This window comes from Rhizobium sp. Root708, from assembly GCF_001429725.1.
Lineage (GTDB): Bacteria > Pseudomonadota > Alphaproteobacteria > Rhizobiales > Rhizobiaceae > Rhizobium.
In genome coordinates this window covers 1-7402 of the sequence record NZ_LMHV01000031.1, presented here as the reverse complement: position 1 = coordinate 7402, position 7402 = coordinate 1, and the positions used below count along the sequence as shown (strand labels likewise).

Genomic DNA, 7402 nt, shown 5'->3' with positions numbered 1-7402 from the left:
CTTCGACGACGAAGAGCGCAAGCTCGTCCGGCAAGCAGGGCGGCTCGCATGATCAGCACGTCAAGGCCGGCGAGCAGAGCCACAAGAACTCTAAGTAACGTGGAATACTTCTGTCTGTATGTTGAACGGGCGCGGATCACTCCGCGCCCGAACTGCTTTACGCAATCGGTGGCGACGCCTTGCCGAGCTTGACTGAAAGGCTCGCGCGCGCCGGCACGAAGCTTGCCGAGTTCTCGACGAACGCCGCGACGTCTTGCCACCTGACAACTGGACCGTCCCTCATCTAGCTGACCCGCAATTCCAGCTTTGTCCGGGAGCGGACCGGCAGACTGGTCGTAGCCGATATATTTGCAATGCTGGAGCGTCTGCGACGAAGTCGCGCTCTCGAGAGGGACGACGAGCTCGTCGGAATGTGACTGCGGGGCCGTCACCTCGAGGACGACGGAACGACCCCAAGCGCAGACGTCACGTCACCGATACCATTAGCTGCGTCGGCAGTCGCCAAGTGAACTTCTTCATCTTTCCACCCGGCGTCGATTGCCGACGCGATAAGTTCGGCCCGCTTCTCCTCGTCGGAAGCATTCGAGGTTTTGTTTAGGTGCTTGCGTGCGTGTCCAGACATTGCTCGAGTTCTTCCGAACGGGCTAGGTCGCCGATCGAATGGCTTGGGGGAGGCGACGTATGTCCTGGCAATTCCTATGATTGTTCGATCTAAACTGCGAAGTCGGGCGGGAGCATCCAATCGAGACCTGCAGCTATATTCCTGCTTCCTTCAGTGGATCGTGCCCCCAATTCATCAACGAATATCGCCAAGCCGAATGCTCCTTGTCTTCCCTGGGGCCGCCCTGGGCGAGGTGCCTGTGGACGTAACCGACGACCTTTCGCATGTGAGCGTAGTCGTCCTCCGTCAGGTCGGCCTTCTTCTTGTGCTTGATGTCGACGATCCGACGCCCGGAATGATGGCCGATCGTCTCACCGCCGCCGTCCTCCTTCAAGCCGTTCTCGCGGCTCTCGCCTGTCTGCAGCCATTTCTCGAGATTTGACGGCGACATGTTCACGGCGTCGGCGAAATCCGCCCACACCTGGCGGCGATCGATGTCATTGGGTTTCGTCATTTGGTCCTCTTCAGTCCTTAGGCGACCTCGAGGAGATCGTCGGGCTGCCGATGACCGCTTCCCGTCGCCTTCAGCTTGCGGCGGAACGGACAGGTACGATGGCCCTAACGGTCAGGCGTGGCGGCGGCAGACAGAGGCGAACAACTTCGGCCAGCCGACGGCGTCGAGCACGAGGTGGAGAGTGAGCGTCACGCCGTCCCAAGAGCTCTCGGTACGGGGAGTTGGTCGGCCAACTTGGCTTTTGGAACTAATTAGGTGGCGTGCGGGCGAATGTGCTTCTATCGCCCTACGACAGCACTCACGCTTTCTCCCGTCGGATGCGGCTTGCAGTTCCGCGCATGGGCGTTGGCGAAAAAGCCGCTACTGGCCTCGCGCTTGTCATTCACGAGTTGTCGGCGAACGTCTTGAAGCACGGTCGCCTGTTGACTGCCGAAGGAACGCTCGACGTGTCCGGCTCGGTCATCGGCGGAAGATGGCCCCTCGGTGACTCCCCCAGACGGCCGCGCGGGTACGGGAGCAAGCTGCTCCATCGGACGGTAGAACACTCAGTAACTCGATCACCTACGATTGGCGACCAAGTGGCGCGATAATCACCTTGTGTGTCGGACACAAAACGCCTCACCCTCTGACTGCTCGAAAACGGCGGGGCCGTCGTCTGTTTCAGTTCACATGAAGATTTTCGATTAAATGCCTTTCCCCCACTTTCCTGTTCTCACGCTTCCCCTAAATAGGCGCGAAAAACAACCGTATCGGCACACATGACATCCGACACATTCGACTTCCTGTCCCACGGTGGCGAACTCGCCACTCTGATCCGAAATTTCGATTGGAGTAGGACATCTCTTGGGTGCCCGTCCGACTGGCAAGAGGCGGTCAGGGTGACGACGGCGACGATTCTCCAGTCACCGGTGCCGATCGTAACGTTGTGGGGTGACGACGGCGTCATGATCTACAACGACGCCTATTCGATTTTCGCTGGCGGCCGCCATCCGGCACTGCTGGGATCCAAGGTGCGGGAAGGCTGGCCCGAGGTTGCCGACTTCAACGACAACGTCATGAAGGTCGGCCTTGCCGGCGGCACGCTGGCGTACAAGGATCAGGAGCTTACCCTCCATCGAACCGGTCGGCCCGAGCAGGTGTTCATGAACCTCGACTACTCGCCGGTCATGGGCGTGGACAGCGTTCCATGCGGGGTGATGGCGATCGTGGTGGAGACGACCGAGAAGGTCAAGGCCGAGCGCTGGCGGCAGGGAGAGCAGGAGCGGCTGCGACTGATGTTCGAGCAGGCGCCTGGGTTCGTTGCCATGCTGGCCGGGCCAGACCACATCTTCGAACTGACCAACGCTTCCTACAGACAATTGGTGGGACACCGCGACGTCGTCGGCTTGCCCGTGCGAGACGCGCTACCGGACTTGAGAGGGCAGGGTTTCTTCGAACTGCTCGATGAGGTCTACCGCACAGGCACGCCGTTCGAAGGGAAAGCGCTTGCTGTTGATTTCCAGCTTTCGCCCTCGTCTCCGGTCGAGCGCAAACATGTCGATCTCGTCTATCAGCCGATAGCCGACGCCGAGGGCCACGTGGTCGGGATCTTCGCGCAAGGGACCGACGTCACGGATCGCGTGCAGGCAGAAGCCGCCCTCCGGGCCAGCGAACTGCAGAGCCGCCAGATCCTCGACGGCGCCGTGGACTACGCGATCCTCGCCCTGGATCTAAACGGGCGGATCTTGCGATGGAACGAAGGTGCGCGGCATATCTTCGGCTGGACCGAGGCGGAAATGATCGGCGTGCACTGGGACATGCTCTTCACCCCAGAAGACCGGGCCGCGGACAAGGCTCGCGAGGCCATGCACGCGGCGCTGGAGCACGGTAAGGCCCATCACGAACGCTGGCATGTCCGCAAGTCGGGCGACAGGTTCTGGGCGGACGGCGAAATCAGCTCGATCATCGGCGAAGACGGTCGGCCTGTGGGCCTCGTCAAGGTTCTGCGTGACAAGACTCCCGAGCACGTTGCCGCGGAGGCGGTGAAGGAGGCGGAGGCGCGACTGCGCCGGGCACAGGAGGCCGGAGGCGTCGGGGTGTTCTCTCTGGACCTTCAGACGAACGTTCTGAGCCCCACCCCCGAGTTCAGCAAGATCTACGGGCTTCCGGACGCTGGCGATGTACCGATTGGCCGCATCGAAGAGCTCGTCGTCGAAGAGGACCGGGAGATTGGCTCGAACCAGAGAACGCGGTTGAATGGCCAGTCGCCTCTAAACGTGGAGTATCGCATTCGCCGCGCCGACGACGGACGAAAGCGCGTCGTCGCGCGCAAGGGCGAGTTCGAGCGTGACGCGCAAGGCATGCCCGTCCGCTTCGTCGGCGTCGTCCAGGACATCACAGAACGGCGCCGCGCTCAGCGCGACCTCCGCGAAAGCGAGGCCCGCTTCCGAGCACTCACCCAGGCCATCCCGAATCAGGTCTGGACTGCCAGACCTGATGGGATGCTCGACTGGTTCAACGAGCGCGTCTATGAATTCTCCGGACGCTCCGCGGGCGAGCTCGACGGCGAGGGCTGGGCGACGATCGTCCACCCCGACGACGTCGCGGAGGCGGCGCAGCAATGGCGGGAGGCGCTTTCGTCTGGTCAACCATATGAAACCGAGTTCCGGCTCCGTCGATCCGATGGGCGCTATCGATGGCACCTGGCTCGAGCGGTTCCGATCGCTGACGACGAGGGGCAGATTGTCAGGTGGATTGGCACGAACACGGATATCGAGGACCAACGCGAAACCCGTGCCAAGCTTGAGGCGCTGAACGCAACGCTTGAGCAGCGCGTCGCGGAGCGCACCGCCGACCGCAATCGCATGTGGCGGCTCTCGACCGACATCATGCTGGTTGCCGACTTCGCTGCGACGATCACCGCGGTGAACCCCGCTTGGCGCAAAGTTTTTCAATGGGAGGAAGATGAACTTGTCGGCAGGTCGTTCATGGAACTGATCCATCCGGACGACAAGGACTCGACCTTGGCTGAGGTGGGGAAGCTCGCGGAGGGCGCAACCACATTTTCGTTTGAGAACCGTTATCAGGCTAAGGACGGCAACTACCGGACGATATCATGGACCGCGGTTCCGGACGACGCATTCATCCATGCGGTCGGACGCGACGTTACAGAAGAGCGCGAAGCGGCGGCAGCGTTGCGCAAGACCGAGCTTGCCCTGCAGCAAGCACAGAAAATGGAAGCGATCGGCAATCTGACAGGCGGCGTCGCTCATGACTTCAACAACCTGCTACAAGTCGTTGGCGGCAACCTCCAGCTCCTCTCGAAGGATGTCGTCGGCAACGAGAAGGCGGAACGCCGGATCGCCAACGCGCTGGGCGGTGTGGACCGCGGGTCAAAGCTCGCGTCGCAGCTTCTCGCGTTCGGGCGACGTCAGGCGCTCGATCCTCGGGTCGTCAACGTGGGCCGGCTGATCCGTGGCATGGATGAGATGATCCGGCGTACGATCGGCGAGGGCGTGGAAGTCGAGACGATCGTGTCAGGCGGCCTTTGGAACACGCTCGTCGATCCCATGCAGATCGAAAACGCCGTTCTCAACCTTTCCATCAACGCCCGCGACGCGATGGATGGTTTCGGAAAACTGACGATAGAGGCCGGAAACACCTACATTGACGACGCCTATGCGCGGCTGCACGACGAGGTCGAACCCGGGCAGTATGTAGCTCTGTCTGTCTCCGACACGGGGACTGGAATGAGCCCGGAGTTGGTCGAGAAGGTCTTCGAACCTTTCTTCTCCACGAAGCCCGAAGGCAAGGGCACGGGCCTCGGCCTTTCGATGGTCTACGGCTTCGTCAAGCAGACCGGTGGGCACGTCAAGATCTACAGTGAGGTTGGTCACGGCACGACCGTGAAGATGTATCTGCCGCGATCGATGCAGCAGGAAGATCTTGAGATTGTCCAAACCGGGTTGCAGGTCGAAGGCGGCCAGGAGACCATTCTCGTGGCGGAGGACGACGAAGGTGTCCGCACCACCGTGGTCGAGTTGCTGCAGGAACTCGGTTACCGGGTCCTCAAGGCCCCTGACGCCGGGGCGGCGCTTGCGATCGTCGAAAGCGGTGTCCAAATCGACATGCTGTTCACGGACGTTGTCATGCCTGGACCGATGAAGAGCAGTGAGATGGCGCGCAAGGCCAAGGAGCGTCTGCCGGGATTGGCTGTGCTGTTCACGTCAGGATACACCGAAAACTCGATCGTTCACGGTGGTCGCCTTGATCCCGGAGTCCAGCTTCTCTCTAAACCCTATTCCCGCGAGGCTCTCGCCTTCAAGATACGGCATGTGCTAAACAACGAGGCGCAAAAACGAATGAGCAAGGAACGGATCGATTCCGGCAGGTCGGGGGATCAGACGGCGCCCACGCTAGACAGACCAAGGCGTGTCCTTCTTGTTGAAGACGAGATGCTTATTCGGATGGCGGAAGCGGACATGCTGGAAGAACTCGGATACGAAGCCCTGGAAGCGCAATCGGCAGAGGAGGCGCTGCCTATCTTAGAGAACGGCGGCGTAGATGTGGTCATTTCCGATCTCGGGCTTCCGGGTATGAGCGGTGAGGACTTCTGCCGCGAGGTGCGCCGCCGGTGGCCCAACGTTGGCATCATCTTCGCGACAGGTATGAACCGCGGACCGGAGTTGGAAAACCCTGCGAAGACCGCCCTGTTGGCGAAGCCGCACGGCCTGGCGGAGTTGAAACAGGCGCTTGAGGCCGTAGCGTAGCGATGACTGAATTACGATGCCCGCAAGACCGGTGATGGCGAAGAAGCGACTGACAGGCGACCCGCGCCCCGACTGCGCGGCCCTGTAGCTTCTCCATCAGCGGTTGCCCGGCAGCACCTGGCTCTGCCTGATGTCGTCGATCGACTGGCTCTGCGACATCCGGTCTTCCGGTGGTCCGTCGCCTTCGGACACGTCGCGCTGATGACCTGTCGGTATGACATCGTCGACGACATCGCTCGGCAGGTCTTCGGCGAGATCGTATCCCCGCACGCGCGGCGACGTCGCCTTGGCGCTTCGGGCGTAGCGTCCTACTCCCGTGGCGCTGCCTGCAGCCGCATCCGCCTGGAAGACGTCCTCGCGCGATGCCGCAGCCTGTTGGCCACCTGCAGTCCAGCCTTCCTTTCGCCAGCGGTCGGCTCGCTCGTCCATGTCGATGGAGCCTTCGTCATCGAGGATGTCGTGCGCCGTGTTATAGTTCGATTGATCGACTGAAGCCGAGACGAGGAAGCCGCCGCGGCGAAGGCCCTCGGCATAGACGTCGCGGTCTTCGTCCGGGAAGAACCAATCTGCGAGCCCCGGCCAGAAGCCGGAACCTTCCCCAGCGGTCACCGCACCTTCGCCGTCGGCCTCGTAGCCAGGCATGAGGCGAACATCGTCGACGCCCGCCGACGTCAACTTGTCGATGGCCGTCTCGGCATCGCTTCGGTTGTCGAAGAATGCCGTCAGGGTGCTCTTGGAAAGTCCGCCTGCAAACTTGGGCGCACCTTCGTTGTAATCATTGGTCATGGGAATGGAGCTCCGTGGTTGGTGGAGGCCGAACGGGCAGGGAAGCCAAATGTTCCGGGCAGTCTCCGCCGAGGAGCCGATTGCTCGAATCGTGATGGATCGCCACCATTCATTGATGCGTCATTGCAAGCGGGAACTCCGTACTCGAGAGGGTTCCATGGAAGCTTCGCGTTCGACAAAATAGAGCTCTTCGTCACACATTTTGAAAGGTCTGTAAGCCGCGTATCTGAAGCCTACCGCGTGGGGTGCTCCACGCAAGCGATGGAACTTTTGTTCGAAACGAATGCGCTGTGTCCCGAGCAGGCTAGTCTCGGCCGGGGTCATCACGCATCCGGGTACGCTTGGCCCCCCTCGACTATCAGATGTAACAGGGCAGCAGAAGTCTGAACCTCGACGAAAACTATCTTCTGTCCGCCTTCACTCGATCGGGTACTGGATGTTGTGACGACCATCCTCTTGAAACAGTGGACCGAGGCTCCTCATGAACCACCGAATCCTTGAAGCTGACGACGACCTTATCGCCGAGATTGAAGTCTGGATCGTCGCCGAAGAGGCAGCGTTCAACGAGGCGTTGGAGCGCTGGGAAGAAAAAGACTAAGAGGGAGACCGTCCTGTCCGAGGGTTCCGATGGGTGGCGTCGCCTTAACCGAGCAGAGCACGCGATCGTTGCTTCGGCGTGAATTTCACGCTTTGATCGACAAGGCGATTTCACGCCAGGTGGTGCTGGCGTGGGCGCGGAGTTGGCGGTGGTCG

General features: G+C 61.1%; 3 protein-coding genes and 2 pseudogenes. 2 read left to right on the top strand and 3 right to left on the bottom strand.

The window, feature by feature from the left end; translation table 11 throughout:
- Positions 1 to 157: 157 nt before the first annotated feature.
- Together ASE04_RS31695 and ASE04_RS16950 are read right to left on the bottom strand one after the other, a co-directional pair.
- Positions 158 to 381, bottom strand: a pseudogene (locus tag ASE04_RS31695) (catalase HPII); the annotation flags it as partial.
- A gap of 374 nt (positions 382 to 755) precedes the next feature.
- Positions 756 to 1115 carry a DUF3140 domain-containing protein gene (locus tag ASE04_RS16950; protein ID WP_056819316.1) on the bottom strand — a complete coding sequence of 120 codons (360 nt, stop codon included), beginning with the start codon at positions 1113 to 1115 and terminating at the stop codon, positions 756 to 758.
- Positions 1116 to 1144: 29 nt separating this feature from the next.
- Between ASE04_RS16950 and ASE04_RS31690 the strand changes: the two are divergent.
- Both ASE04_RS31690 and ASE04_RS16945 read left to right on the top strand, forming a co-directional pair.
- Positions 1145 to 1399, top strand: a pseudogene (locus ASE04_RS31690) (damage-inducible mutagenesis protein); the annotation flags it as partial.
- Between the two features lie 474 nt (positions 1400 to 1873).
- Positions 1874 to 5863 carry a PAS domain S-box protein gene (locus ASE04_RS16945; RefSeq protein WP_056819314.1) on the top strand — a complete coding sequence of 1330 codons (3990 nt, stop codon included), beginning with the start codon at positions 1874 to 1876 and terminating at the stop codon, positions 5861 to 5863.
- Between the two features lie 96 nt (positions 5864 to 5959).
- Here the strand turns inward: ASE04_RS16945 and ASE04_RS16940 are convergent, their stop codons facing one another.
- On the bottom strand, positions 5960 to 6649 hold the full coding sequence (locus ASE04_RS16940; protein WP_056819312.1) for a hypothetical protein: 690 nt from the start codon (positions 6647 to 6649) through the stop codon (positions 5960 to 5962).
- Positions 6650 to 7402 lie beyond the last annotated feature (753 nt).

Bases quoted from the DNA above. Each gene is read 5' to 3' on its own strand.
- ASE04_RS16950 (WP_056819316.1), bottom strand. From the start codon at position 1,115: ATGACGAAACCCAATGACATCGATCGCCGCCAGGTGTGGGCGGATTTC.
- ASE04_RS16940 (WP_056819312.1), bottom strand. From the start codon at position 6,649: ATGACCAATGATTACAACGAAGGTGCGCCCAAGTTTGCAGGCGGACTT.
- ASE04_RS16945 (WP_056819314.1), top strand. From the start codon at position 1,874: ATGACATCCGACACATTCGACTTCCTGTCCCACGGTGGCGAACTCGCC.